This window comes from Pseudomonas sp. TE31087, assembly GCF_057284075.1.
In genome coordinates this window covers 86,594-110,949 of the sequence record NZ_JBXVNN010000001.1, presented here as the reverse complement: position 1 = coordinate 110,949, position 24,356 = coordinate 86,594, and the positions used below count along the sequence as shown (strand labels likewise).

Sequence of the window (24,356 nt, the reverse complement as noted above, 5' to 3'; positions counted from 1 at the left end):
GATCATCACTCGCCGCGGTGCAGCTTGCTCATCAACTGCGCCTCGGCCTGGGTCAACCCGCAGGTCTGGGTCAGTTCCTCGACGCTCGCGCCCATCCCCACCAGCTTGGCGGCCTGGGCGAAGGTGACGCTGTTGGGGTCGCGCTGCTCCAGTTGCTGGAGCTTCTCGGGCAACGGCGCCACCACCGCGCGCAGTTCATGGATCGCCTCGCCCATGCGCACGGTGCCGTTCTGGTAGTCGTCCAGGCGCTTGGCCAGGTCCTTGATGCGCTGGTCACGCAGCGCATCGCCCTGGGCCTGCTGGGCGGCCAGCTCGCGCTGGCGTTTGCTGTAGTTGAGGAAGAACCACAGGCTCAGCGCCCAGAGCAGCGCCAGGAAGATGACAGCAACCTCGAAGATCAACTCAAATGTTCTCCAGCTCGGACCACTCTTCCTCGGTCATCATCTTGTCCAGCTCGACCAGGATCAGCAGTTCGCCGTTCTTGTTGCAGACGCCCTGGATGAACTTGGCCGACTCTTCGTTGCCGACGTTCGGTGCGGTCTCGATCTCCGACTGACGCAGGTAGACCACTTCGGCGACGCTATCGACCAGGATACCGACCACCTGCTTGTCCGCCTCGATGATGACGATGCGGGTATTGTCGGTGACTTCGGTCGGCATCAGGCCGAAACGCTGGCGGGTGTCAATCACCGTCACCACGTTGCCGCGCAGGTTGATGATGCCCAGGACGTAGCTGGGGGCGCCCGGAACCGGGGCGATCTCGGTGTAGCGCAGGACTTCCTGCACCTGCATGACGTTGATACCGTAGGACTCGTTGTCCAGACGGAAGGTTACCCACTGCAGGATCGGATCTTCGGAACCTTGTGCAGACGACTTTTTCATTCCCCTAGCCCTCAAAATCCGCCATCGGCGGTGTGCTCTGTGTTGCCGCGGCAGTAGCGGCGTTGATTCAGTTGTGTTTGGTGTTCATCTGCTTGACCGCGCCACTGGCGATCAGCTCGGCCAGTTCGGCGACATCGAGCAGCGCGCACATGTGTTCGATCACCGTGCCGGCCAGCCACGGGCGTTGACCACGCTGGCTGCGCCACTTGATCTCGTTCGGGTCCAGGCGCAGCGAGCGGCTGACCTGGTGCACGGCCAACCCCCACTCGTAGCCCTGGACCGAAATCACGTACTGCAGACCCTGGCGGAAGTCGTCGCGGTAGCGATCCGGCATCACCCAGCGCGCCGTGTCGAGCACCTTGAGGTTGCCCGCCTGGCAGCTGAGGATGCCGAGGAACCAGTCCGGCTGGCCGAACAATGGTGTCAGCTCCTGGCCGGCCAGGGTGTAGATCGAGCCCAAGCACACCAGCGGTACCGCCAGGGTCAGCCCGGCGACATCGAACAGCAGGCACTCGAACGGTTCGGCGGCCCAATCCGGACGGCCATCGACGCTGGCCGGCGGTGTAGGCGCGGCGGGTGCCACCGTCACATTGAGCTCCACCAGCGGCGCCACGGGCTCGATGGCCTGGGTTTCACTCAGGACCGGGATGCTGGCTTCAGCCACCACCTCGGTCTCGACCACGGCGACCACCGGTTCCACCACCGGCGCGGCAGGCGGCAGCACGGTCGGCAGGACCTTGGCCTGCGGCTCGGCAAAGGGCCGCGCCGCAGGCAGGGCCGGGGCCACCTGACGCAGGGCGTCACGAGCCTGTTCCTCGCGGACCGCGGCTTCGAAGTCATCGCCGGGGGCCTGCTCGACAGGCTCCTCGACAGGTGCCTCCAGCTCCGCCGGCAGCTCGAACGACTCGGTGGCCTCCTGCAACAGCCCATCGAGATAGGACTGCAAGGCCATCTGTGGCTTGGTGGTGATCTGCCGTGCCTGGTTCATCACGCCACCTGCAATGCGGAACGGTAGGTGAGCATATGCTTGAGCAGCGCCCGGTAGGCCACCACGCCACGGCTCTTGCCGTCGAACTGCGAAGGCGTGACGCCATTGCGGCTGGCGTCACGCAGGCGCGTGTCCACCGGAATGTAGCCCTGCCAGACCTGGTCGCCATAGGTGTCACGCAGCACCTTCAAGGTGCCCAGCGACGCCTGGGTGCGGCGGTCGAACAGGGTCGGCACGATCTGGTAGGGCAGCGCCTGCTTGCGCGAACGGTTGATCATGCCCAGGGTGCTGACCATGCGTTCCAGGCCCTTGACCGCAAGGAACTCGGTCTGCACCGGGATCACCAACTGCTGGCTGGCGGCCAGGGCGTTGACCATCAGCACGCCCAGCAACGGCGGGCTGTCGATCAGGGCGAAGTCGAAATCCTGCCACAGCTGCGCCAGACTCTTGGCGATCACCAGGCCCAGGCCACTCTGCCCCGGCGACTGGCGCTCCAGCACCGCCAGTGCGGTGCTTGACGGCAGAAGCGAAATACGTTCGTCGCTGGTCGGCAGCAGCAATTGGCCCGGCAGCCCCTCTCCGGCACCGTGCCCTTGTGCAGGAACAGGTCGTAGCAACTGTGCTCGAGCGCATCGGGGTTGTGCCCGAAGTAGCTGGTCATCGAGCCGTGCGGGTCGAGGTCGACCACGACCACGCGCTTGCCCGCCTCGGCCAGCAGGCCGGCCAGGGCGATGGTGGTGGTGGTCTTGCCGACACCACCTTTTTGATTGGCTACTGCCCAGACTCTCATCGTGCGTTGCTTCCTCCCGGTATGGCCGCCTGCCCTGCCGGGAACGGTGTGAAATTCAGTGACGGGGATTTGACGAAATCAGCCCCCGGTCGACGGCGCTGGCGAGGCTGGTGCACTTTGTGTGCCAGCCCGACGCATCGCCGCATCCGGGGTGGCATTGGCGCTGCCGCTGCCAGTCAGGCTGCGGCGCACCTCCAGGTTGCGCGAGATCACCAGCACCACCCGGCGGTTGCGCGCACGGCCTTCGGCGGTGTCGTTGCCAGCCACCGGCTGGTACTCGCCATACCCCACCGAGGCCATGCGCCCCGGGCTGACCCCTTCCATGGCCAGCAGCCGGACAATGCTCGCCGCCCGCGCCGACGACAGCTCCCAGTTGGTCGGGTACTGGGCGGTGCGGATCGGCAGGTTGTCGGTGAAGCCCTCGACGTGCACCGGGTTGGCGAACGGCCTGAGGATCTTCGCCACCTTCTCGATGATCTCGAAGGCGACATCGCTGGGCATGGCGTCGGCGCTGGCGAACAGCAGCGAGGAGTTGAGCTCGATCTCCACCCACAGTTCGTTGCCGCGCACGGTCATCTGGTTGGACTTGATCAGGTCGCCAAAGGCGTCGCGGACATCGTCGGTGATGGTCTTGAGCGGGTCGGCGCTGGTCTGGGCCAGGCCCGCATCGGTCTGCTCGCTGTCCTTGATCAGCGGCTCGGCGGGCTTGACGCTCAACGGCCGCTCGTCACCGATGGGGATCGGCTTCATGCTGCGCTCGGGGTCGTTGAATACCCCGATCAGTGCCTGGGAAATCTGCTTGTACTTGCCCTCGTTGATCGACGAGATCGAGTACATGACCACGAAGAAGGCGAACAACAGGGTGATGAAGTCGGCATACGAGACCAGCCAGCGTTCGTGGTTCTCGTGCTCTTCGATCTTGCGACGACGGGCCATGGCTTACTCCATGAAGCCTTGCAGCTTCAGCTCGATCGAGCGTGGGTTCTCGCCTTCGGCGATCGACAGCAGGCCTTCGAGCAGCATCTCGCGGTAACGCGACTGCCGCAGGGTGATGGCCTTGAGCTTGTTGGCGACCGGCAGCAGGATCAGGTTGGCGCTGGCCACACCGTAGATGGTGGCGACGAAGGCCACGGCAATGCCGTTGCCCAGCTGCGACGGGTCGGCCAGGTTGCCCATCACGTGGATCAGGCCCATCACCGCACCGATGATGCCGATGGTCGGCGCGTAGCCGCCCATGCTCTCGAACACCTTGGCGGCCTGGATGTCGCGGGCCTCCTGGGTCAGGAAGTCGACTTCAAGGATGCTGCGGATAGCCTCGGGCTCGGCGCCGTCGACCAACAGCTGCAGGCCTTTGCGTGCATAGGGATCGGGCTCGGCGTCGGCCACGCCCTCCAGCCCCAGCAGGCCTTCCTTGCGTGCGGTCAGGCTCCAGTTCACCACCCGGTCGATACCACCGGGCAGGTCCACCCGCGGCGGGAAGAAGATCCAGCGCACGATCTGCAGCGCGCGCTTGAACGACGACAGCGGCGACTGCAGCAACGCCGCTGCCAGGGTACCGCCCAGCACGATCAATGCCGCCGGGCCGTTGATCAGCGCACCGACGTGGCCACCCTCGAGGAAGTTGCCGCCGACAATGGCGACAAAGGCGAGGATCAGGCCGATAAGGCTCAACACATCCATCAGACGCAGGCCTCGACCAGGTGCTTGCCGATCTCGTCCAGGCTGTACACGGCATCGGCCAGATTGGCCTTGACGATGGCCATGGGCATGCCATAGATCACGCAGCTGGCTTCATCCTGTGCCCACACGGTGCTGCCGCCCTGCTTGAGCAGACGCGCGCCTTCGCGACCGTCGGCGCCCATGCCGGTGAGCACCACCGAGAGCACCTTGTCGCCATAGGACTTGGCGGCGGAGCCGAAGGTGATGTCGACGCAAGGTTTGTAGTTCAGGCGCTCGTCACCCGGCAGGATCTTCACCGTGCCACGACCGTCGACCATCATCTGCTTGCCACCCGGGGCCAGCAGTGCCAGGCCCGGACGCAGCACGTCACCGTCCTCGGCTTCCTTGACGCTGATCTTGCACAGCTTGTCCAGGCGCTCGGCGAAGGCCTTGGTGAACGCCGCCGGCATGTGCTGGATCAGCACGATCGGCGCCGGGAATCCGGCGGGCAGCTGGGTCAGCACCCGCTGCAGCGCCACCGGACCACCGGTGGAGGTGCCGATGGCGACCAGTTTGTACGGCTTGCGCTTGGGCGCCGGCGAATGCGCGGCGGCCGGTGCCGCGGTACGCACCGGGGCGGTCGTGCGCGCAGGTGCGCTGCTGGCGAAGCTGCTGGCCGGCGCATGACTGCTGGCTGGAGCTGGCGCGGCAGTCGGCGCCGGGCTGGAATAGGCGCTGAAACGGCGATTGCTGCGCGAGATGGTGTGGACCTTCTCGCAGAGCATCTGCTTGACCTTTTCCGGGTTGCGCGAGATGTCCTCGAAGTTCTTCGGCAGGTAGTCGACCGCGCCGGCGTCCAGGGCATCGAGGGTGACGCGAGCGCCTTCGTGGGTCAGCGAGGAGAACATCAACACCGGCGTCGGGCAACGCTGCATGATGTGCCGCACCGCGGTGATGCCGTCCATCATGGGCATTTCATAGTCCATGGTGATGACATCGGGCTTGAGCGCCAGCGCCTGGTCGATCGCTTCCTTGCCGTTGGTCGCGGTACCCACGACCTGGATCGTCGGGTCCGCCGAGAGAATTTCCGAGACACGGCGGCGGAAGAAACCGGAATCATCCACCACCAGGACCTTGACTGCCATAAACACTCCATTAGGCGGCGCACCCGCCAGGGCGCGCCACCGAAATCAAATACGCCGGGCGGCGTAACGCTTGAGCATGCTCGGGACGTCGAGGATCAGCGCGATCCGCCCGTCACCGGTGATGGTCGCGCCGGACATGCCCGGGGTGCCCTGCAGCATCTTGCCCAGTGGCTTGATCACCACCTCTTCCTGGCCGACCAGCTGGTCGACGACGAAGCCGATGCGCTGGGTGCCGACCGACAGGATCACCACATGGCCTTCGTGCTGCTCCTCGTGCTCGTGGTCCTGGACCAGCCAGCGCTTGAGGTAGAACAGCGGCAGCGCCTTGTCGCGCACGATCACCACTTCCTGGCCGTCGACCACGTTGGTGCGCGACAGGTCGAGGTGGAAGATCTCGTTGACGTTGACCAGCGGGAAGGCGAACGCCTGGTTGCCCAGCATCACCATCAGGGTCGGCATGATCGCCAGGGTCAGCGGCACCTTGATGACGATCTTCGAGCCCTGGCCCTTGGCCGAAAAGATGTTGATCGAGCCGTTGAGCTGGGAAATCTTGGTCTTCACCACGTCCATGCCGACGCCACGGCCGGATACATCGGAGATCTCGGTCTTGGTCGAGAAGCCCGGGGCGAAGATCAGGTTGTAGCAGTCCGACTCGCTCAGGCGATCGGCCGCGTCCTTGTCCATCAGGCCCTTCTCCACGGCCTTGGCGCGCAGGATGCTCGGGTCCATGCCCTTGCCGTCGTCGGAGATCGACAGCAGGATGTGGTCGCCCTCCTGCTCGGCGGACAGCACCACCCGGCCCATGCGCGACTTGCCGGAGGCCTCGCGCTCATCGGGCATCTCGACGCCATGGTCGACGGCGTTGCGCACCAAGTGCACCAACGGGTCGGCCAGGGCCTCGACCAGGTTCTTGTCGAGGTCGGTCTCTTCACCGACCAGCTCGAGGTTGATCTCTTTCTTGAGCTGGCGGGCCAGGTCGCGGACCAGGCGCGGGAAGCGGCCGAAGACTTTCTTGATCGGCTGCATGCGGGTCTTCATGACCGCGGTCTGCAGGTCGGCGGTGACCACGTCGAGGTTGGACACGGCCTTGGACATGGCCTCGTCGCCGCTGTTGAGCCCCAGGCGCACCAGGCGGTTACGCACCAGCACCAGTTCGCCGACCATGTTCATGATCTCATCCAAGCGCGCGGTATCGACCCGCACGGTGGTTTCCGCCTCGCTGGCGCCGTGCTTCTCGGCGGCAGGCGCCGGAGCGCGGGCCGGTGCGGCAGGCTTGGCGGCGGCAGCCGGAGCTGCGGCGGGCGCGGCGGCCGGTGCCGGCTTGGCAACTGGTTTGACCTCGGCCTTGGCCGCGACAGGTGCGGCAACGGCAGCGGCAGGCGCTTCGGCGGTGACTGCGTCACCGGAGAACTTGCCCTTGCCGTGCAACTGGTCGAGCAGGGCCTCGAATTCGTGTTCGCTGATGCTCTCGTCGCCAGCAGCGGGTGCCGCGCTGGCCGCTGGCGCGGCGGCGCCTGGCAGTGCGTCGACGGCGAAGGTGCCTTTGCCGTGCAGCTGGTCGAGCAGTGATTCGAACTCGTCGTCGGTGATCTCATCGCTGGCCGGGGCGGCTGGCGCAGGCGCGCTGACGGCGGCATCGGCCGAGAACTGGCCCTTGCCGTGCAGCTGGTCAAGCAGTGACTCGAACTCGGCATCGGTGATCTCGTCACCGCCGCCGCTGATTTCTTCACCCTGCAGTTGCTCATGAGCCTGGGCTTCGGCCTTGACCGCATCGAGCGAGTCGAGCAGCTGCTCGAACTCGGTATCGGTGATGTCGGGCTCGGCAGCCGCGGCTTCAACCACGGGCGCGGCTTCGACCACCGGGGCCGGCGCTTCGGCGCCACCGGGCTCGGCCAGGCGCGACAGCGCCGCCAGCAGCTCCGGCGTGGCCGGCGTGACGTCGGTACGTTCGCGCACCTGGCCGAACATGCTGTTGACCGTGTCGAGGGCCTCGAGCACCACGTCCATCAGTTCCGCGTCAACCCGGCGCTCACCTTTGCGCAGGATGTCGAACACGTTCTCGGCAATGTGGCAGCACTCCACCAACTCATTGAGCTGAAGGAAGCCGGCGCCCCCTTTTACAGTGTGGAAACCGCGGAAAATCGCGTTGAGCAGGTCCGCATCATCGGGCCGGCTTTCCAGCTCGACCAATTGCTCGGACAGTTGCTCGAGGATTTCGCCGGCTTCTACCAGGAAATCCTGAAGGATTTCTTCATCGGCGCCGAAGCTCATTAAACGTGCTCCTTAAAAACCCAGGCTGGACAACAGATCGTCGACATCGTCCTGGCTGGACACGACGTCTTCACGCTTATCGGCATGAATCTGCGGACCTTCACCCCGAGTCGGATGTTTTTCTTGATCTTTTTCAGCGCGCAGCTGCTGGTGGTCATGTTCGATCCCGGCAAAGCGGTCGACCTGGCTTGCCATCAGCACGAGCTTGAGCAGATTGCTTTCGACTTCGGTGACCAGCGCGGTCACCCGTTTGATCACCTGGCCGGTGAGATCCTGATAATCCTGGGCCAGGACGATATCGTTGAGATGGCCGGCGACCTTCTGGTTACCTTCGGCGCTGTGCGCCAGGAAACTGTCCACACGCTTGACCAGCTCACGGAATTCCGGCGCTGCCACCTCGCGGCGCATGAAGCGCTGCCAGTCGGCGGACAGGCTCTGGGCCTCGGCGGCGAGGTCGTTGAGCACCGGGGTGCACGCCTCCGCCAGGTCCATGGTGCGGTTGGCCGCACCTTCGGTGAGGCGAACCACGTAGGAGAGGCGTTCGGCGGCGTCGGTAATCTGCGACACTTCCTCGGCCTGCGGCATGGACGGGTCGATCTGGAAGTTGACGATTGCACTGTGCAGTTCACGGGTGAGCTTGCCGACCTCCTGGTACAGCCCGCGGTCGCGGGTCTGGTTCAGTTGGTGGATCAGCTGCACCGCATCACCGAACCGGCCGCGCTCGAGGCTCTCGACCAGCTCCTGGGCATGCTTCTTCAGGGTTGATTCAAACTCACCCAAAGAGTTGTTGGTTGACTCCATTGCGCCCCCCAGACGTGACTCAGCCGTTGACGCGTTCGAAGATCTTCTCGATCTTTTCTTTCAGCGCCAGGGCGGTGAAAGGCTTGACCACATAGCCGTTTACGCCGGCCTGGGCAGCTTCGATGATCTGCTCGCGCTTGGCTTCGGCGGTGACCATCAACACCGGCAGGTGCTTTAGGCGCTCGTCGGCACGGACCGCGCGCAGCAGGTCGATACCGGTCATGCCCGGCATGTTCCAGTCGGTTACCAGGAAGTCAAAGTGCTCACTGGTGAGCATCGGCAGTGCCGTGTTGCCGTCATCGGCTTCCTTGACGTTGGTGAAACCCAGATCACGCAACAGGTTCTTGATGATCCGCCGCATCGTCGAGAAGTCGTCAACGATGAGGATTTTCATGTCTTTGTTCAATTAGACCTCCAAGCAGTCTTAAACGCGCTCGGCGCCGAGCGCGCACTCAATCAATTCGGCACCACAAAAAAACGACTGCATCGAACCTTGGCTCAACGCGCCCGCCATTCACCCAAGCGACTGCGCAGACGTGCCGCGCACTGGCTGTGCAACTGGCTGACACGCGATTCGCTGACCCCCAGCACCTCACCAATTTCCTTGAGGTTCAGCTCTTCGTCGTAGTACAGCGCCAGCACCAGGCGCTCGCGTTCTGGCAGGTTGGCGATCGCCTCGGCCAATGCGGCCTGGAAGCGCTCGTCCTCCAGGTCCCGCGCCGGCTCCAGCTGGTTGCTGGCGCCATCCTCGTGCAGCCCCTCGTGTTCGCCGTCCTGCAGCAGGTCGTCGAAACTGAACAGGCGACTGCCCAGGGTGTCGTTCAAAATCCCGTAGTAATCATCGAGACTCAATTGGAGTTCGGCAGCAACCTCGTGATCTTTAGCGTCGCGCCCCGTCTTTGCTTCAACGCAGCGAATCGCGTCGCTGACCATGCGCGTGTTGCGGTGCACCGAGCGTGGCGCCCAGTCACCCTTGCGCACCTCGTCGAGCATGGCGCCGCGGATGCGGATACCGGCATAGGTCTCGAAACTGGCGCCCTTGCTGGCATCGTATTTGTTGGCCACTTCCAGCAGGCCGATCATCCCGGCCTGGATCAGGTCCTCGACCTGGACGTTGGCTGGCAGGCGCGCCAGCAGGTGGTAGGCGATACGCTTGACCAGTGGCGCGTAGCGTTCGATCAGCTCGTACTGAGCGTCCTTGGCGGCCTTGCTGTACATCTTGAAACCACTCGCGTTCATAACACTGGCCCTGCACTGGTGGGCTGCACCAGGCGCTCGACGAAGAATTCCAGGTGCCCGCGCGGGTTGGCAGGCAACGGCCAGCTGTCGACCTTCTGCGCGATGGCCTTGAACGCCAGCGCGCACTTGGAGCGCGGGAAGGCCTCGTAGACCGCCCGCTGCTTCTGCACGGCCTTGCGCACACACTCGTCGTACGGCACGGCGCCGACGTATTGTAGGGCGACGTCGAGGAAGCGGTCGGTGACCTTGGTCAACTTGGCGAACAGGTTGCGCCCTTCCTGCGGGCTCTGGGCCATGTTGGCCAGCACGCGGAACCGATTCATCCCGTAGTCGCGGTTGAGCAGCTTGATCAGGGCGTAGGCGTCGGTGATCGAGGTGGGCTCGTCACACACCACCAGCAACACTTCCTGGGCCGCGCGGACAAAGCTGACCACCGAGTCACCAATACCCGCAGCGGTGTCGATCACCAGTACGTCGAGGTTGTCGCCGATCTCGCTGAAGGCCTGGATCAGGCCGGCGTGCTGGGCGGGCGCCAGGTGCACCATGCTCTGGGTGCCGGAAGCCGCCGGGACGATACGCACGCCGCCGGGGCCCTGCAGCAGCACATCGCGCAGCTCGCAGCGGCCTTCGATGACGTCGGCCAGGGTGCGCTTGGGCGTGAGCCCCAGCAGAACGTCGACATTGGCCAGGCCCAGGTCGGCGTCCAGCAACATGACCCGGCGGCCGAGTTCGGCCAGCGCCAGGGACAGGTTCACTGAAACGTTAGTCTTGCCGACGCCACCTTTGCCACCGGTCACGGCGATCACCTGTACGGGATGCATGCTACCCATGTCTGTTCTTTACCTTGTCTCGCTTGGACCCAGGCCACATGAGGGGCTGAACGTTCAAGGCCACGGTCCGGCCGGGCAACCCCATGATGTAGGTACTTTGCACAGTATTCACCCTCAACCCGCACGCTTGCCAGGGTTGTGGTAGAGATCAGCGAACATGTCGGCCATGGCCTCGTCGCTGGGCTCGTCCTGCAACTGCACGCTGACCGCGCGACTCACCAGCTGGTGCTTGCGCGGCAGTTGCAGGTCGTCAGGAATGCGCGGCCCATCGGTCAGATAGGCCACCGGCAGTTCATGACTGATGGCAAGGCTCAGCACTTCGCCGAGGCATGCCGTTTCATCGAGCTTGGTCAGGATGCAACCGGCCAGGCCGCAGCGCTTGTAGCTGTGGTAGGCGGCGGTGAGCACCTGCTTCTGGCTGGTGGTTGCCAGCACCAGGTAATTCTTGGCGGCGATGCCGCGCCCGGCCAGGGTCTCGAGCTGCATGCGCAGCGCCGGGTCGCTGGCCTGCAGGCCGGCGGTGTCGATCAGCACCACGCGCTTGCGCAGCAGTGGTTCCAGCGCCTGGGCCAGCGACTCGCCCGGGTCGACATAGGTGACCGGCACGTTGAGGATGCGCCCCAGGGTCTTGAGCTGCTCCTGGGCGCCGATGCGGAAGCTGTCCATGCTGACCAGCGCCAGGTTGTTCGCGCCGTACTTGAGCACGTAGCGGGCTGCCAGCTTGGCCAGGGTGGTGGTCTTGCCCATGCCGGCCGGGCCGACCATGGCGATGACCCCGCCCTCCTCGATCGGTTCGATCTCGGGCACTTCGATCATCCGCGCCAGGTGTGCCAGGACCATGCGCCAGGCATGACGTGGGTCTTCGATTTCGGTAGTGAGGTCGAGCAACTCGCGGGCCAGGCCACCGGACAGGCCGAGGCGCTGCAGGCGGCGCCAGAGGTTGGCCTGCTGTGGCTTGCTGCCCTGCAGCTGGCTCCAGGCGAGCGAACCGAGCTGGACTTCCAGCAGCTCGCGCAGGCCGGTCAGTTCGGAGCGCATGGCATCGAACAGACGCGGATCGACGGGGGCCGCTGCCGGCACAGCCGCGACCACCGGCTCATCGACATGCGGTTCGATCAACGGCTCGGACGCAGTCAGCGACTGGCCGGCAAACAATTGCCGGTTGCCGCCTTCGACGGCATCACCGCGCCCGGTCAATTCGGCCTGGGCGGTGACGATGCGCGACTGCGTCTTGCGCAACTCGTCCTCGAGCTCCGCATTGGGCACGCGTGGGGCCAGGGCGGACAGCTTGTAGTCCAGCGCGGCCGTCAGTTCGACACCGCCAGCGATGCGGCGGTTGCCGATGATGGCGGCGTCGGAGCCGAGCTCATCCCGGACCAGCTTCATGGCCTGACGCATATCGGCGGCGAAAAAACGCTTAACTTGCATAACCCACTACCTCAGCCGTTGGGGCCCACGGTGGCAACAATGGTGACTTGCTTGTTGTCAGGTATTTCCTGATACGCCAAAACATGCAAATTCGGTACAGCCAGGCGACCGAAGCGCGACAGCATGGCGCGGATCGGGCCGGCGACCAGGAGGATGGCCGGCTGGCCCTGCATTTCCTGACGCTGGGCCGCCTCGATCAGCGAACGCTGAAGCTTCTCGGCCATGCTCGGCTCAAGAAGAACACCATCTTCCTGACCCTGCCCGGCCCTTTGCAAACTATTGAGCAAGATCTGTTCCAACCTTGGCTCCAAGGTAATCACAGGCAGCTCGGACTCAACGCCGACAATGCTTTGCACGATGGCGCGGGACAAACCGACGCGCACCAGCGCCACCAGCGCGGCGGTATCTTGACTCTTCGCCGCGTTGTTGGCGATGGCTTCGGCAATGCTGCGGATGTCACGCACTGGTACCTGCTCGGCGAGCAGCGCCTGCAGGACCTTGAGCAGGCCCGACAAGGAAATGACACCCGGCACCACCTCCTCGGCCAGCTTCGGCGAGACCTTGGCCAGCACCTGCAGCAATTGCACCACCTCCTCGTGCCCGATCAGCTCGTGGCAGTGCTTCTGCAGGATCTGGTTGAGGTGGGTGGCGACCACGGTGCTGGCGTCCACCACCGTGTAGCCCAGCGATTGCGCCTGGGCGCGCTGGCCGACATCGATCCACACGGCTTCCAGGCCGAAGGCCGGATCGCGCGAGGCGATGCCGTTGACCGAGCCGAACACCTGGCCCGGGTTGATCGCCAGCTCCCGATCCGGGTAGATCTCGGCCTCGGCCAGGATCACCCCCATCAGCGTCAAGCGGTAGGCGCTGGGTTGCAGGTCGAGGTTGTCGCGAATGTGCACGGTCGGCATGAGGAAGCCCAGGTCCTGGGAGAGCTTCTTGCGCACGCCCTTGATCCGCGCCAGCAACTGGCCACCCTGGTTGCGGTCCACCAGCGGAATCAGGCGATAGCCGACCTCAAGGCCGATCATGTCGATGGGCGTGACGTCGTCCCAGCCCAGCTCCTTGGTGTCCATGGCGCGCTGCGGTGAAGGCAGCAGGTCCTGCTGACGCTGGACCTCCTGCTCAGCCACGAGCTTGGCCTTCTGCTGCTTCTTCCACACCAGGTAGGCGCCACCACAGGCCAACCCGCCCAGGCCGAGGAAGGCGATGTGCGGCATGCCGGGCACCAGGCCCATGACGATCATCAACGCACCGGAGACCGCCAGGGCTTTGGGCGAATCGAACATCTGCCGATTGATCAGCTTGCCCATGTCCTCGGACCCCGAGGCGCGGGTAACCATGATCGCAGCGGCGGTGGACAGCAGCAGCGATGGCAATTGCGCCACCAATCCGTCACCAATGGTCAGCAGGGCGTAGACCTTGCCGGCGTCGCCGAAGGTCATGCCGTGCTGCAGCATGCCGATCAGCATGCCGCCGATGAGGTTGATGAACAGGATCAGCAGGCCGGCGATGGCGTCACCGCGGACGAACTTGCTGGCACCGTCCATGGAGCCGTAGAACTCGGCCTCCTGGGCGACTTCGGCGCGGCGCGACTTGGCCTGGGCCTGGTCGATCAGGCCGGCGTTGAGGTCGGCGTCGATGGCCATCTGCTTGCCGGGCATGGCATCGAGGGTGAAGCGTGCGCTCACCTCGGAGATGCGCCCGGCCCCCTTGGTCACCACGACGAAGTTGATGATCATGAGGATGGCGAACACCACCGCACCGACGACGTAGTTGCCGCCGATCACCACTTCACCGAAGGCCTGGATCACCTTGCCCGCGGCGCCATGGCCCTCCTGGCCATGGAGCATGACCACGCGGGTGGAGGCGACGTTCAGCGCCAGGCGCAGCAGCGTTGCCACCAGCAGGATGGTGGGAAACGCGGCGAAATCCAACGGGCGCAGGGCGTAGACGCAGACCAGCAGGACCACGATCGACAGGGCGATGTTGAAGGTGAAGAACACGTCGAGCAGGAACGGCGGGATCGGCAACATCATCATTGCCAGCATCACCAGCAGGAGCAGCGGCACGCCGAGGTTGCCCCGGCCGAGACCGGCCAGGTTGTTGCGGGCGTTGCTGATTAACTGAGTGCGATCCACCGCGATTCCTCTTCAAGCAAAACTTTGACGCCTGTGTGGCGGCTGGCGCTGCCTTTGCAAGAAGCTTTCCAACTTTTCTGGGGGTGGGGGTTTTCGGGGGGTTGGGCTGGGTTCGGGTTCGGGTTCGGATTCAGGTTCAGGTTCAGGTTCAGGTTCAGGTTCAGGTTCAGGTTCAGGTTCAGGTTCAGGTTCAGGTTCAAGTTCAGGTTCAGGTTCAGGATTATTGTTTTGATTTTTTTATGCGCATTCATTGGCGATGGTGACGCATAGTCACCTTTCCGCCCTTACGGCGGGTCCCTTTTTGAAGGATCAAAAAGGAACCAAAAAATCCTCGCTCCATTCATCCGGCCCCTGCGCTTCGCTCCGGGGTTCCCTCGCTCCGTTCTTGCTCCCGTGGGTACCGCGCTGTACGGCCCATCCTGGGCCGCAGCGCTCGACGGCCATCCATGGCCGTCGCCCCACTACGCAAGAACTCCGCTCGGCCTCCTGAAGTCGCAATTGGCGGCGCCTGGACTATTGCGCGCTTAGAAGCAAGAGCAAGAGCAAGAGCAAGAGCAAGAGCAAGAGCAAGAAATTCGAAGTTGGTTATTTGACAGTTAATTATGTATTGGCTGTTCCGGCCCTTTCGCGGGGCAAGCCCGCTCCTACAGGGATCTATATAACGGCGACTATTGCGTGGGAGCGGGCTTGCCCCGCGATGTAATCGAGAGCTTAATTAAGCTTCAACTAGCGATAGCTGCGCCAGTCCAGGCGCCGCTCGTAACTTCGCGACTTCAGGAGGCCGAACGCAGGACTTGCGGAGGGAGGTGACGGGCATGGATGCCCGTCAAGCGCTGGGGCCCAGGATGGGCCCTGCAGCGCGGCCCTCCCGGGAGCAAGGCCGGAGTGAGGGGACCCCGGAGCGAAGCGCAGGGGCCGGATGAATGGAGCGAGGATTTTTTGGTGACTTTTTGATCCTTCAAAAAGTTACCCGCCGTAAGGGCGGAAAGGTGAATAAGCGTCGACATCACAAATGAATGCACATACAACTTTCAACACAACCACAACCAAACCAAACTCAACTCAACTCAACTCAACTCAACTCAACTCAACTCAACTCAACTCAACTCAACTCAACTATCCCGCCGCAAATCATCAGGAATCGGCAAATCCTCTTTCAAAGGCTCTGGCGCCTTCCCCTTGCCCGCCCGATACTGCCGAATCTGGAACACATAGGCCAACACCTGCGCCACCGCCAGGTACAACCCCGCCGGAATCTCCTGCTCCATCTCGGTAGAGTAATAGATCGCCCGCGCCAGGGCCGGCGATTCAAGTATCTGCACGTTATGCTCGACCCCGATCTCCCGCATCTTCAATGCGACAAAATCAGTCCCCTTGGCCACCAGCAGCGGCGCCGAGCCCCCCTTCTCGGGGTCGTACTGCAAGGCCACGGCATAGTGAGTCGGGTTGGTAATGATCACATCCGCATCCGGCACCGCCGCCATCATCCGGCGCTGCGACGCCTCGCGCTGCAGCTGGCGAATACGCTGCTTGACCTCGGGCTTGCCCTCACTGTCCTTGTACTCGTCCTTCACTTCCTGCTTGGTCATCTTCATCTTCTTGTGGGTCTGCCACAGCTGGAACGGCACATCGGCCGCAGCGATGAGCAACAACCCAGCCGCCATCCACAACGCACTCCAACCCACCACCTGCACCGAATGGATGATCGCCTGCTCGAGCGGTTCGTTGGCAATCGCCAGCAGCGCCTGGCGATCCCCGGCCAACACCACCAGCGCCACGATCAGGATCACGAAAAACTTGGCCAGCGCCTTGATCAGCTCGGTCAGCGCATTCATCGAAAACATGCGCTTGACCCCCGACAAGGGATTCATACGACTGAATTTTGGCTGCAGCAGATTGGCCGAGAACAGGAAACCACCCAGCGCGACGGAGGCGACGAAAGAGACCACCAATAGCAAGATCAGTACCGGCTGCACCGCCCAGATGGCCATCTTCCCCGACGCCAACAAGAACGCCGCCATGCTCCCCTCGTCCACCACCACCTCACGGGTAAGGCTGAAGTTCATGCGCATCAGCGCCATCAACACCTCAGCCAGGTAGCCACCGAAGGCCAGCAACCCTCCGGCGCCAGCCAAAGTCACCGCCACCGTGTTCAACTCCTTGGAGCGGGCGATCTCACCTTTTTCCCGCGCGTCGCGCTTGCGCTTGTCGGTGGGTTCCTCTGTCTTGTCCTGACCGCTTTCGCTTTCAGCCATGCTCAGCGCGCCCGTGCCAGCTCACGCAGCCACTGCAGCGCTTCGCTGGCCAGTGCCTGATAGTGTGAAAGAATATCGGCCAGGCCGATCCAGAAGATCACCATGCCCAGCACCAGCGTGAGCGGGAAACCGATGGAGAAGATGTTCAACTGCGGGGCGGCGCGGGTCATCACGCCAAAGGCGATGTTGACCACCAGCAGCGAGGCGATAGCCGGCAGGATCAGCAACAACCCGGCCCCCAGCACCCAGCTCATGCGCCCGGCCATTTCCCAGAAATGATCGACCACCAGCGCGTGCCCCACCGGCAACGTGGTGAAGCTCTCGGTGAGTATCTCGAACGCGACCAGGTGGCCATTCATCAGCAGGAACAGCATGCTCACCAGCATGGTCATGAACTGACCGATAACCGCGACGTTGACGCCGTTGGCCGGATCGACCATGGAGGCGAAGGCCATGCCCATCTGCACCGCGACGATCTGCCCTGCGACCACGAAGGCCTGGAACAGCAACTGCAGGGAAAAACCGAACAATGCCCCGACAATCACCTGCTCGGCGCACAACAGCACGCCACGCAGGCTCAACGGGTCGATTTCAGGCAGCGGTGGCAGGGCCGGCACGATCACCACGGTGATGGCAACGGCAACGTACAGTCGTATCCGGGCCGACAGCATCTTGGTGCCGATGATCGGCATCGTCATCAGCAAGGCGGTCACCCGGAACAACGGCAGGATGAAAGTGGCGACCCAGGTGCCGATCTGCGTGTCGGTCAATTCCAGCATCGTGGCGTCAACCGACCAGCTGCGGAATGCTGGTGTAGAGGCCGATGAAGTACTCCATGAACTTCTGCGTCAGCCACGGACCGACGACGATCAGCGTGACCAGCATCACCAGCAGGCGCGGAAGAAAGCTCAGGGTCTGTTCGTTGATCTGCGTCGCCGCCTGGAACATGGCCACCACAAGGCCCACCAGCAGGCTCGGCACCACCAGGATGGCGACCATCATGGTGGTCATCCACAACGCTTCGCGAAACAGGTCGATGGCGACTTCAGGTGTCATGCGAGGCTCTCCTTGACGGCGTCAGACACCGCCGAAACTTCCGGCCAGGGTGCCCATGATCAGCGCCCAGCCATCGACCAGGACGAACAGCATGATCTTGAACGGCAGCGAGATGATCAACGGCGACAGCATCATCATACCCATGGCCATCAGCACGCTGGCGACCACCATGTCGATGATCAGGAACGGGATGAAGATCATGAAGCCGATCTGGAATGCAGTCTTGAGCTCGGAGGTGACGAACGCCGGCACCAGGATCGTCAGCGGCACCTGGTCGGGCCCGGCGATATCGGTGCGCTTGGACAGGCGCATGAACAGGTCGAGATCGCTCTGCCGGGTCTGTGCCAGCATGAAGTCCTTCAACGGTACCTGGGCCTTGTCGATCGCTTGCTGGGCGGTCATCTGCTCGGCCAGGTAGGGCTGCAAGGCGTCCTTGTTCACCCGATCGAACACTGGCGCCATGATGAACATGGTCAGGAACAGCGCCATGCCGGTAAGCAACTGGTTCGAAGGAGTCTGCTGCAGACCCAGGGCCTGACGCAGGATCGAGAAAACGATGATAATGCGGGTGAAGCTGGTCATCAGGATGACGAACGCCGGGATAAAGCTCAGCGCCGTCATGATCAGCAGGATCTGCAGGCTGACCGAATACTCCTGCTGCCCGTCCGCCCCACTGGACAGGGTGATGGCCGGAATCGACAACGGATCGGCGGCCAGGGCCAGCGGCGCGGCCAGCAGCAGCGCCAGGGTCAACAGAAAGCGCACTGCGCCGCTCATCACTTTTTGTCCTTCTGGTCCTTGCCCATCAGCTCGAGCAGCCGCTGGGCGAATTCCGGCGTGGCCTGGCGCGCCGAGGCGGGCACATCCACGGGTTCGGCCAGCACATGCAGGGCCTCGATGCTGCCGGGGGTATGGCCGATCAGGATCTGCTCCTTGCCGACCTGCACCAGCAGCAGCCGATCACGCGGACCGATGGCCCGGGTGCCGATGACCTCGATCACCTGGGCGCCCTGCTGCGCGCTGCCCTGCATGCGTCGCAGCAGCCAGGCCAGGAAGAAGATCAGCCCCACCACCAGCAGCAGGCCGATCACCGTTTGCGCCAGCTGCGCGCCCATTCCACCGGGCGTCGCCGTCGAGGCAGCAGCAGGCTCGGCGGCGGCGATCACCACCTCGCTGACCAGCAACGCACCGAAGGCTGTGACGCTCCGCAGCATGCCCTTCACTCAGCGCAGCTTCTTGATACGTTCGCTGGGGCTGATCACGTCAGTCAGGCGGATGCCGAACTTCTCGTTGACCACCACCACCTCGCCATGGGCGATCAGCGTGCCGTTGACCAGTACGTCCAGCGGCTCGCCGGCCAGGCGGTCGAGCTCGATCACCGAGCCCTGGTTGAGCTGCAGCAGGTTGCGGATGCTGATCTCGGTGCTGCCCACTTCCATGGAGATGCTCACCGGGATATCCAGGATCACGTCCAGGTTGGGGCCTTCGAGGCTGACATGCTCGTTGGGCTTGGGCGAGCTGGCGAACTCTTCCATTGGCAGGCGGCCGGCGCCGGCCGAAGCGGCGTCGGCCGCCAGCAGTGCGTCGATGTCGGACTGACCGGCATCACCGGTCTCTTCCAGGGCGGCAGCCCACTCATCGGCCAGGGCCTGTTCCTCGGGAGAGTTGATCTCGTTTTCGTTAGCCATGATTTCCTCGACAGGCATTCAATACGTTGGAGCGACCGGCACGCCGTCAGCGGCGTTCGATCGGGTCGATGATCTGCAGCGACAAGGTGCCCTTGTGCGAACCCAGCCGCGCCTTGAACGACGGCACGCCGTTGGCGCGCAGCACCAGGTGCTCCGGCAGTTCCACCGGAATCACGTCACCCGGCTGCATGTGCAGGATGTCGCGCAGCTTCAGCTGGCGACGGGCGACCGTGGCCGACACCGGCACGTTGACGTCCAGCACGTCTTCGCGCAGGGCCTTGACCCAGCGCTCATCCTGGTCGTCCAGGTCGGACTGGAACCCGGCGTCGAGCATTTCGCGCACCGGCTCGATCATCGAATAGGGCATGGTCACGTGCAGGTCGCCGCCACCGCCATCGAGTTCGATGTGGAAGGTCGAGACCACCACCGCCTCGCTGGGGCCGACGATGTTGGCCATGGCCGGGTTGACCTCGGAGTTGATGTACTCGAAGTTGACCGGCATGATCGCTTGCCAGGCTTCCTTGAGGTCGACGAAGCACTGGTCCAGGACCATGCGCACCACGCGCAGCTCGGTCGGGGTGAACTCGCGACCCTCGATCTTGGCGTGACGGCCATCGCCACCGAAGAAGTTGTCCACCAGCTTGAACACCAGCTTGGCGTCAAGGATGAACAGCGCGGTACCGCGCAACGGCTTGATCTTGACCAGGTTGAGGCTGGTGGGTACGTAAAGCGAGTGCACGTACTCGCCGAACTTCATCACCTGCACGCCGCCCACCGCCACGTCGGCGGAGCGACGCAGCAGGTTGAACATGCTGATACGGGTATAACGGGCGAAACGCTCGTTGATCATTTCCAGGGTCGGCATGCGACCCCGCACGATACGGTCCTGACTGGTCAGGTCGTAGCTCTTGATGCTGCCGGGCTCGCCAGCGCTCTCGGTTTGTACCAGCCCATCGTCCACCCCATGCAGCAGGGCGTCGATCTCATCCTGGGACAGCAGGTCCTGCACGGCCATCTATGTGCTCCTACTGCAATACGAAATTGGTGAACAGCAGCTGGTCGACGACCGGCCTGCCGACTTCCTTCTGCGCCACTTCCTGCACCACCGCGGTGGCCTTCTGGCGCAGCATCTCCTGCCCGACGGGGCTGGCGGCAAGGGTGTCGAAGCCCTGGCCGGAGAACATCATCACCAGGTTGTTGCGGATCACCGGCATGTGCACCTTGAGCGCTTCGAGGTCGGCCTGGCTGCGCCCCTGCATGGTGATGCTCACCTGCATGTAGCGCTGGCGGCCATTCTGGTTGAAGTTGACCACGAAGGCCGGTGCCAGCGGCTCGTAGATCGCCGGCAGCTTGACATTGCTCTGCGCGGCGTCAGGCGCTGGCGCCGACTCGCTCTTGTGCATGAAGAACCAGGTAGCGCCTACCGACAGGCCGACCGCCAGGAGCAGGGCCAGCACCAGCAGCAGGATCAACTTGAGTTTGCCTTTAGTGGCGGGGTCTTTCACTGCGTCACTCTTCGCCATGCCAATAATCCGTCGTCCATCGGGGTTTCAAGGAAGGATGACGTGGCTTGAGCAAGTGTTATGCCAAATCTGCCCGAGTCGGAAAGTACCAGCCCCGTCGCGGGAAAGTACCCGCCCGACGGGGCATGGCCAGGGCCGGGGGGGAAGATCAGGCGTAGTAGTCGACCATGCTGCTGCCGATCACCGTCTGCTGCTCGACGGGATGCGCGGCATCGGCCAGTTCGCCACCCTCCCCGGCCGCCTCAGCGCGCCGCGCCGCGACGCCGGACAGGTTCGACCCGCCCTGCTGCGCCTGCTGCTGTTGCTGCTGCTCGCGGGACTGATCGGCCACGCTGACGTCCGGCTGCGCCAGGCCTTGCTGGGCGAACAGCTCGCGCAAACGGTGGGCCTGGCTGTCGAGGGCATCGCGCACCCCGGCGTGACCGCTGACGAAGTGAATCTGGGTGGATTGATCCGCCGCGACATTGACACGAATGTCCAGGCGACCCAGCTCGGCAGGTTCAAGCTGGATATCCGCCGACTTCAGGTTCTGGCTGGACAGGTACATGACCCGATTCACCAGGCCTTCGGTCCAGGCCCCCTGGTTCATCGCCAGCGGCTGCTGCAGCGGGTTCGGCGCTACCGGCACGGCGTTGGCGGTCTTGGGCGTCGCCGCTTGCGTCAGGTTTGCCAGGCGATTGGCGAAGTCATCCACACGCGTGTCGCTGCTGGCCTCCTTGATGTCCTTGAGGCCATCGTCGATCAGCCCGGCGAACGCCTTGTCGCCACGCTCGGAGTGCCCGGCCTCGGACTCGGCCTTCTCTGTCACATTCGCCAAGGTATTGACGGCAGTCGCGGCCGGGTCGGCCGGTACCTGGCCATTTTCCGGGCGCGCGCTGGCGGCATGCGCCGAAGTCGTGCCCTTGGCCTGGGCCTCGTGCTCCAACGCCAGACGCAAGGTCGGCATATCGGCCAATGGGTCGGCCTCCGGATCGAAGTTTGCGTCCTTGAGGACCTCCTCACCGACCGGCGGAGCCGGCACGGCGGGTTGCGGCGTCTGCATCGCCGCCTGCAAAACCGGCGCGACCGCTTCGGCCTGGGCCTGGATCAACTGCGCGCCGGCCTGGGCATCGGTGATCTGCCCTGCCACCAGATTGGCATCGAGGGAGGGAGTATTACTGCTATCAGCCGACTCGTCCGTTTCGCCGGCCGGCTTGGTGTCAGCCGTCGCAGGCAAGTTCTTGCCGTCATCGGCAACCGCTGGCTTGCTGGCATCCGCCGGCTTGCCGCCATTGGCGGGGGCTGCCTGCTCCTTGGGCTTGGCCGGGGCGGTGTCCTTGGCAACCTTGACATCACGGGAAGGGGTATTGTCGCGACCCTGCCGAGCCATGACCTGGTCGAAGCCACCGCCCTGGCTGGCCGGGGCTTGCAGCGGCTTGTCCGCCACTCCGGCAGCCGGGCGCGACGCCGTATTGACGAGGCCGGCTTGCAACAATGGATTGGATGCGACAGGCATTGAAAGGTCTCCGCAGCAGAACTGGTAAAGTGCATCTGTGCGAAGAAAAGCAAAACTCGCGCCAGCTTTACTCGGCGGCGATTCGCTGACGCTCGCCACGGTAAAAGCGCTGTACCTCCAGGTACTCCTGGTCGATGCGGTTGATCAGGTCCTCGATGCCATACAAGGGTTGTTGACGCACTCGTTCCTCGAGCTGCTGACACAGCGCGGCCAGGCCCACGGCCCCCATATTGCTGCTGCTGCCCTTGAAACTGTGTGCGGCAAGGCCCAGCTCGTCGGCATCCTTGGCCTCGTGCAGCTGGTTCAGGCGCCGCTCGGAGTCTTCCAGGAAGGTTTCCAGCAACTGCAGGTAGCCATCTTCCATGACCTCCCGCAAATCACTCAGCACCTTCTGATCAATATGCATGTCCGCCACTTGTTCACTCCTTGATCAAGCCTGATTAGGCCCGAGCCGCGCAAACCGGCTCACCATTGAAACGCCACCCGCGCCAAGCGTCCACCCTCCAACCACTGGGCATTGCCGGCCAACCGCCGCACCAGGCCCACCCCTCGCCCACTGAAGCCCTGTTCCACTGGCGTGGCGGCCGACAGGCGCTCCACGTCGAAGCCCGCGCCGCTGTCGCGGACCTCGATGATCAGACGCCCACCCGCACCTTGAGGCTCCACCCGCAGGGCAATACCGACGCTGCCGTGCACCTCTCGCCCCAGGCGCTCGGCGCGCTGGCGATAGTACTCGGCGAAGCCTTCGGCGTCGCGCTTGAGCGCCGAGTCCAGCCCCAGCACACCATGCTCCAGCGCATTGGAGTACAGCTCGCTCAGCACACTGTGCAACTTGCCGCTGCTGGGCCTGAGGCCGTGGATTTCCTGCAACAGCTGTACCAGATAAGGGACCGGGTTGAAGCGCCCCAGGCTCTCGCCCCGCAACTCGAACTGCATCGACCAGTCCAACGGACTGGAACGACCACTGTCGGAGTACACCACCGCCTGCGGTACTACATGTTCAGGCGCCAACATGCGGATATCGCACAGGCTGATATCGTCACGAGACTGGCCGCCGAAGCCCGCCAGTGCCTGCATGACCTCGTCGAACAACACCACCGGATCGCGGTTGGCCGCCAGCACCGCCAACAGACGCTCCACACCGAACAGGCATTCCCGGGCATCCCCGGTGTCGACCACGCCATCAGACAGCAGGAACAGTCGCTCCCCCGCCGCAAGCGGCCTCACCTCGGTGGTATCGTCGAACTGCTCGGGCGGCAGGATGCCCAGCGGCAGGTGACGCGAAGGCAACACCTCGAGCACCTCGCCTTGCGCCGACAACCGATAGCCATCCGGCATGCCACCGTTCCAGAGCTCCACGGTTTCTCGCTGGAAACTCAGGTTGAGCAACAGCGCACAACAGAACATGTCCACAGGCAGGATGCGCTTGAGCTTGGCGTTCATCTCCCGCAGCGTTTCGACCAGGCCGTAGCCCTTGGCGGTCATGCCATAGAACACCTCCGCCAGCGGCATGGCGCCGACCGCGGCCGGCAGGCCATGGCCGGTAAAATCCCCCAGCAGCACATGCATGTCGCCCGAAGGGGTAAACGCCGCCAGCAACAGATCGCCATTGAACAGCGCGTAGGGCGATTGCAGGTAGCGGATGTTCGAGGCACCCAGGCAGCCGGAGTGGGCGACCTTGTCGAACACCGCCTTGGCCACCCGCTGCTCGTTGAGCAGGTGATGGTGATGGCGGGCGATCTGGTCGCGCTGCTCCAGCACCGTCGCCTGCAGGCGACGCAAGCGGTCCATGGCACGGATCTTCGCCGCCAGGATGACGGCGCTGTAGGGTTTGGCCATGAAATCGTCGCCCCCGGCCTCCAGGCAACGCACCAGCCCCTCCTCTTCATTAAGGGAGGTCAGGAAGATGATCGGCACCAGCGCCTCGCCGGCCAGCGCCTTGATCCGCCGCGCCGCCTCGAAGCCATCCATCACCGGCATCAGCGCATCGAGCAGCACCAGCTGCGGCCGCCGCTCGGCAAACAGCGCCACCGCCTGCTCGCCGTTCTCGGCAGTGACCACCTCATGCCCCTGGCGCCGGACGATCTGCGCCAGCAATAGCCTGTCCGCGGCGCCGTCTTCGGCTACCAGCACGGTCAACGGCTGATCGGCGGACATGACGACAG

Annotated in this window: 25 protein-coding genes and 1 pseudogene; all 26 read right to left on the bottom strand. The window is 63.9% G+C overall.

Annotation, left to right across the window (positions count from 1 at the left end; genetic code table 11):
- Positions 1 to 5: 5 nt before the first annotated feature.
- Positions 6 to 401, bottom strand: coding sequence for a DUF2802 domain-containing protein (locus ACZ899_RS00495; protein ID WP_023630608.1), 396 nt, complete (start codon positions 399 to 401; stop codon positions 6 to 8).
- A 1-nt stretch (position 402) separates the two neighbouring features.
- Positions 403 to 882 carry a chemotaxis protein CheW gene (locus ACZ899_RS00490; RefSeq protein ID WP_003254393.1) on the bottom strand — a complete coding sequence of 160 codons (480 nt, stop codon included), beginning with the start codon at positions 880 to 882 and terminating at the stop codon, positions 403 to 405.
- Between the two features lie 67 nt (positions 883 to 949).
- Positions 950 to 1,870: a CheW domain-containing protein gene (locus ACZ899_RS00485; protein ID WP_234560327.1), complete on the bottom strand. Its 921-nt coding sequence runs from the start codon at positions 1,868 to 1,870 to the stop codon at positions 950 to 952.
- A pseudogene (locus ACZ899_RS00480) lies at positions 1,870 to 2,660 on the bottom strand (ParA family protein). Before ACZ899_RS00480 ends, ACZ899_RS00485 begins: the two are co-directional and overlap by 1 nt.
- Positions 2,661 to 2,738: 78 nt before the next feature.
- Positions 2,739 to 3,596, bottom strand: a complete 858-nt coding sequence (gene motD / locus ACZ899_RS00475) for a flagellar motor protein MotD (protein ID WP_203651670.1) — start codon at positions 3,594 to 3,596, stop codon at positions 2,739 to 2,741.
- 3 nt (positions 3,597 to 3,599) lie between these two features.
- Entirely contained in the window at positions 3,600 to 4,340 is a 741-nt protein-coding gene (locus ACZ899_RS00470; RefSeq protein ID WP_186735477.1) for a flagellar motor protein, read from the bottom strand.
- Complete coding sequence (locus ACZ899_RS00465) at positions 4,340 to 5,464, bottom strand: protein-glutamate methylesterase/protein-glutamine glutaminase (RefSeq protein ID WP_234560328.1); 1,125 nt, start codon at positions 5,462 to 5,464, stop codon at positions 4,340 to 4,342. The genes ACZ899_RS00470 and ACZ899_RS00465 overlap by 1 nt, the downstream gene beginning before the upstream one ends.
- Positions 5,465 to 5,509: 45 nt before the next feature.
- On the bottom strand, positions 5,510 to 7,735 hold the full coding sequence (locus ACZ899_RS00460; protein ID WP_234560329.1) for a chemotaxis protein CheA: 2,226 nt from the start codon (positions 7,733 to 7,735) through the stop codon (positions 5,510 to 5,512).
- Between the two features lie 12 nt (positions 7,736 to 7,747).
- Positions 7,748 to 8,536 carry a protein phosphatase CheZ gene (locus ACZ899_RS00455; RefSeq protein ID WP_203651664.1) on the bottom strand — a complete coding sequence of 263 codons (789 nt, stop codon included), beginning with the start codon at positions 8,534 to 8,536 and terminating at the stop codon, positions 7,748 to 7,750.
- A gap of 19 nt (positions 8,537 to 8,555) precedes the next feature.
- Positions 8,556 to 8,930 carry a chemotaxis response regulator CheY gene (locus ACZ899_RS00450; RefSeq protein ID WP_023630863.1) on the bottom strand — a complete coding sequence of 125 codons (375 nt, stop codon included), beginning with the start codon at positions 8,928 to 8,930 and terminating at the stop codon, positions 8,556 to 8,558.
- 104 nt (positions 8,931 to 9,034) lie between these two features.
- The gene (gene fliA / locus ACZ899_RS00445) at positions 9,035 to 9,775 is read right to left on the bottom strand and encodes an RNA polymerase sigma factor FliA (protein WP_050706656.1); all 741 of its coding nucleotides are present in this window, start codon (positions 9,773 to 9,775) and stop codon (positions 9,035 to 9,037) included.
- Positions 9,772 to 10,605: a flagellar synthesis regulator FleN gene (fleN, locus tag ACZ899_RS00440; RefSeq protein ID WP_016393812.1), complete on the bottom strand. Its 834-nt coding sequence runs from the start codon at positions 10,603 to 10,605 to the stop codon at positions 9,772 to 9,774. The genes fliA and fleN overlap by 4 nt, the downstream gene beginning before the upstream one ends.
- 114 nt (positions 10,606 to 10,719) lie before the next feature.
- Positions 10,720 to 12,033 carry a flagellar biosynthesis GTPase FlhF gene (flhF, locus tag ACZ899_RS00435; RefSeq protein ID WP_234560330.1) on the bottom strand — a complete coding sequence of 438 codons (1,314 nt, stop codon included), beginning with the start codon at positions 12,031 to 12,033 and terminating at the stop codon, positions 10,720 to 10,722.
- 11 nt (positions 12,034 to 12,044) lie between these two features.
- Positions 12,045 to 14,174: a flagellar biosynthesis protein FlhA gene (gene flhA, locus ACZ899_RS00430; protein ID WP_232856538.1), complete on the bottom strand. Its 2,130-nt coding sequence runs from the start codon at positions 14,172 to 14,174 to the stop codon at positions 12,045 to 12,047.
- The gene (locus tag ACZ899_RS00425; RefSeq protein ID WP_234560331.1) at positions 14,156 to 14,374 is read right to left on the bottom strand and encodes a hypothetical protein; all 219 of its coding nucleotides are present in this window, start codon (positions 14,372 to 14,374) and stop codon (positions 14,156 to 14,158) included. Before ACZ899_RS00425 ends, flhA begins: the two co-directional genes overlap by 19 nt.
- A 912-nt stretch (positions 14,375 to 15,286) precedes the next feature.
- Positions 15,287 to 16,429, bottom strand: a complete 1,143-nt coding sequence (flhB, locus tag ACZ899_RS00420; RefSeq protein ID WP_234560332.1) for a flagellar biosynthesis protein FlhB — start codon at positions 16,427 to 16,429, stop codon at positions 15,287 to 15,289.
- A gap of 2 nt (positions 16,430 to 16,431) precedes the next feature.
- On the bottom strand, positions 16,432 to 17,208 hold the full coding sequence (gene fliR / locus ACZ899_RS00415) for a flagellar biosynthetic protein FliR (RefSeq protein ID WP_198742974.1): 777 nt from the start codon (positions 17,206 to 17,208) through the stop codon (positions 16,432 to 16,434).
- 7 nt (positions 17,209 to 17,215) lie between these two features.
- The gene (gene fliQ / locus ACZ899_RS00410) at positions 17,216 to 17,485 is read right to left on the bottom strand and encodes a flagellar biosynthesis protein FliQ (RefSeq protein ID WP_050706662.1); all 270 of its coding nucleotides are present in this window, start codon (positions 17,483 to 17,485) and stop codon (positions 17,216 to 17,218) included.
- Between the two features lie 21 nt (positions 17,486 to 17,506).
- On the bottom strand, positions 17,507 to 18,262 hold the full coding sequence (gene fliP, locus ACZ899_RS00405) for a flagellar type III secretion system pore protein FliP (RefSeq protein ID WP_186714830.1): 756 nt from the start codon (positions 18,260 to 18,262) through the stop codon (positions 17,507 to 17,509).
- The gene (fliO, locus tag ACZ899_RS00400; protein WP_267967042.1) at positions 18,262 to 18,699 is read right to left on the bottom strand and encodes a flagellar biosynthetic protein FliO; all 438 of its coding nucleotides are present in this window, start codon (positions 18,697 to 18,699) and stop codon (positions 18,262 to 18,264) included. The genes fliP and fliO overlap by 1 nt, the downstream gene beginning before the upstream one ends.
- Before the next feature lie 9 nt (positions 18,700 to 18,708).
- Positions 18,709 to 19,173, bottom strand: a complete 465-nt coding sequence (gene fliN, locus ACZ899_RS00395; protein ID WP_050706705.1) for a flagellar motor switch protein FliN — start codon at positions 19,171 to 19,173, stop codon at positions 18,709 to 18,711.
- Between the two features lie 46 nt (positions 19,174 to 19,219).
- Positions 19,220 to 20,188 (bottom strand): flagellar motor switch protein FliM, encoded by a 969-nt coding sequence (gene fliM, locus ACZ899_RS00390; RefSeq protein ID WP_050706665.1) that lies wholly within the window; start codon positions 20,186 to 20,188, stop codon positions 19,220 to 19,222.
- Between the two features lie 10 nt (positions 20,189 to 20,198).
- The gene (fliL, locus tag ACZ899_RS00385; protein ID WP_050706666.1) at positions 20,199 to 20,696 is read right to left on the bottom strand and encodes a flagellar basal body-associated protein FliL; all 498 of its coding nucleotides are present in this window, start codon (positions 20,694 to 20,696) and stop codon (positions 20,199 to 20,201) included.
- 148 nt (positions 20,697 to 20,844) lie between these two features.
- On the bottom strand, positions 20,845 to 22,191 hold the full coding sequence (locus tag ACZ899_RS00380; protein WP_234560333.1) for a flagellar hook-length control protein FliK: 1,347 nt from the start codon (positions 22,189 to 22,191) through the stop codon (positions 20,845 to 20,847).
- A 67-nt stretch (positions 22,192 to 22,258) separates the two neighbouring features.
- Positions 22,259 to 22,606: an Hpt domain-containing protein gene (locus ACZ899_RS00375; RefSeq protein WP_203651656.1), complete on the bottom strand. Its 348-nt coding sequence runs from the start codon at positions 22,604 to 22,606 to the stop codon at positions 22,259 to 22,261.
- Positions 22,607 to 22,656: 50 nt separating this feature from the next.
- Positions 22,657 to 24,348 (bottom strand): fused response regulator/phosphatase, encoded by a 1,692-nt coding sequence (locus tag ACZ899_RS00370; protein ID WP_203651653.1) that lies wholly within the window; start codon positions 24,346 to 24,348, stop codon positions 22,657 to 22,659.
- Positions 24,349 to 24,356 lie beyond the last annotated feature (8 nt).

What these genes read in the sequence shown, in the direction of transcription:
- fliO (WP_267967042.1), bottom strand. Translation starts at nt 18,699, where the DNA reads ATGCTGCGGAGCGTCACAGCCTTCGGTGCGTTGCTGGTCAGCGAGGTG.
- ACZ899_RS00455 (WP_203651664.1), bottom strand. Translation starts at nt 8,536, where the DNA reads ATGGAGTCAACCAACAACTCTTTGGGTGAGTTTGAATCAACCCTGAAG.
- fliA (WP_050706656.1), bottom strand. Translation starts at nt 9,775, where the DNA reads ATGAACGCGAGTGGTTTCAAGATGTACAGCAAGGCCGCCAAGGACGCT.
- fliR (WP_198742974.1), bottom strand. Translation starts at nt 17,208, where the DNA reads ATGCTGGAATTGACCGACACGCAGATCGGCACCTGGGTCGCCACTTTC.
- ACZ899_RS00460 (WP_234560329.1), bottom strand. Translation starts at nt 7,735, where the DNA reads ATGAGCTTCGGCGCCGATGAAGAAATCCTTCAGGATTTCCTGGTAGAA.
- ACZ899_RS00485 (WP_234560327.1), bottom strand. Translation starts at nt 1,870, where the DNA reads ATGAACCAGGCACGGCAGATCACCACCAAGCCACAGATGGCCTTGCAG.
- fliL (WP_050706666.1), bottom strand. Translation starts at nt 20,696, where the DNA reads ATGGCGAAGAGTGACGCAGTGAAAGACCCCGCCACTAAAGGCAAACTC.
- fleN (WP_016393812.1), bottom strand. Translation starts at nt 10,605, where the DNA reads ATGGGTAGCATGCATCCCGTACAGGTGATCGCCGTGACCGGTGGCAAA.
- flhB (WP_234560332.1), bottom strand. Translation starts at nt 16,429, where the DNA reads ATGGCTGAAAGCGAAAGCGGTCAGGACAAGACAGAGGAACCCACCGAC.
- ACZ899_RS00380 (WP_234560333.1), bottom strand. Translation starts at nt 22,191, where the DNA reads ATGCCTGTCGCATCCAATCCATTGTTGCAAGCCGGCCTCGTCAATACG.
- ACZ899_RS00490 (WP_003254393.1), bottom strand. Translation starts at nt 882, where the DNA reads ATGAAAAAGTCGTCTGCACAAGGTTCCGAAGATCCGATCCTGCAGTGG.
- ACZ899_RS00450 (WP_023630863.1), bottom strand. Translation starts at nt 8,930, where the DNA reads ATGAAAATCCTCATCGTTGACGACTTCTCGACGATGCGGCGGATCATC.
- fliQ (WP_050706662.1), bottom strand. Translation starts at nt 17,485, where the DNA reads ATGACACCTGAAGTCGCCATCGACCTGTTTCGCGAAGCGTTGTGGATG.
- fliP (WP_186714830.1), bottom strand. Translation starts at nt 18,262, where the DNA reads ATGAGCGGCGCAGTGCGCTTTCTGTTGACCCTGGCGCTGCTGCTGGCC.
- ACZ899_RS00370 (WP_203651653.1), bottom strand. Translation starts at nt 24,348, where the DNA reads ATGTCCGCCGATCAGCCGTTGACCGTGCTGGTAGCCGAAGACGGCGCC.
- motD (WP_203651670.1), bottom strand. Translation starts at nt 3,596, where the DNA reads ATGGCCCGTCGTCGCAAGATCGAAGAGCACGAGAACCACGAACGCTGG.
- ACZ899_RS00465 (WP_234560328.1), bottom strand. Translation starts at nt 5,464, where the DNA reads ATGGCAGTCAAGGTCCTGGTGGTGGATGATTCCGGTTTCTTCCGCCGC.
- fliN (WP_050706705.1), bottom strand. Translation starts at nt 19,173, where the DNA reads ATGGCTAACGAAAACGAGATCAACTCTCCCGAGGAACAGGCCCTGGCC.
- flhF (WP_234560330.1), bottom strand. Translation starts at nt 12,033, where the DNA reads ATGCAAGTTAAGCGTTTTTTCGCCGCCGATATGCGTCAGGCCATGAAG.
- ACZ899_RS00470 (WP_186735477.1), bottom strand. Translation starts at nt 4,340, where the DNA reads ATGGATGTGTTGAGCCTTATCGGCCTGATCCTCGCCTTTGTCGCCATT.
- fliM (WP_050706665.1), bottom strand. Translation starts at nt 20,188, where the DNA reads ATGGCCGTGCAGGACCTGCTGTCCCAGGATGAGATCGACGCCCTGCTG.